The sequence below is a fragment of the Paracoccus sp. 22332 genome, from assembly GCF_052045125.1.
Classification (GTDB): domain Bacteria; phylum Pseudomonadota; class Alphaproteobacteria; order Rhodobacterales; family Rhodobacteraceae; genus Paracoccus; species Paracoccus haematequi_A.
In genome coordinates, this window is sequence record NZ_JBQEOI010000133.1 from 1 (window position 1) to 614 (window position 614).

The 614-nt window shown below is 74.4% G+C and carries 1 protein-coding gene; it reads right to left on the reverse strand.

Going from position 1 to position 614, the window contains the following annotated elements; translation table 11 throughout:
- On the reverse strand, positions 1-614 hold a 614-nt coding region (locus tag ACTJI6_RS24195; protein ID WP_440804335.1), incomplete at both ends, for a hypothetical protein.

The following is a 614-nucleotide window of genomic DNA, read 5'->3' on the forward strand; positions in this document are numbered from 1 at the left end:
GATGGTGTCGCGCAGCTTGTCCATGCCGGCGATGCGCGCCTCGATCCGGGGCCAGGCCTGGGCCACCAGGGTCTCGTAGCGGTTGCTGGCGCAGCTCTGCGACAGCGCGATGGTGGCTTCGGCAACCTCGCGCGTCCAATGCTCCAGCGGCAGGCCCGAGGCGATCTCCAGCAGCGTCTCCTCTCCGGCCCTGCCGAAGCCCTGCGACATGACATGGGTGCCGGTGCCGTCGACGGTCGCGCAGAGCCGCGCGGGAGCGGTCTCGGCCATGGCGGTCACATCGCGGCCCGCCATCAGCAGCGCCAGGGCGCGGCTGTCCTGCAGCTCGGTCAGCAGCTCGGCCTCGGTCCGATCCCGGCTGGCGCGCCAGGCGTCGCGCATGGCGGGCAAGAGCGCCACCGCCTCGTCGCCCTCGATCTCGCCCGCCAGGATGCGGGCGCGCTCGACCATGCGCGCGCCCATCGTCTTCAGCCCCTCCTGGACCGCCTGGCGCTTGGTCTGCTGGTCAAGCGGCGGCAGCAGCGCCGGCGGCGGCAGGGCCTCGGCGGCGGCGCGGGCGGCGGCCAGATCGGCGGGAGAGGGCGCGTCCGCCTCCAGCATCGCCAGCACGGCGT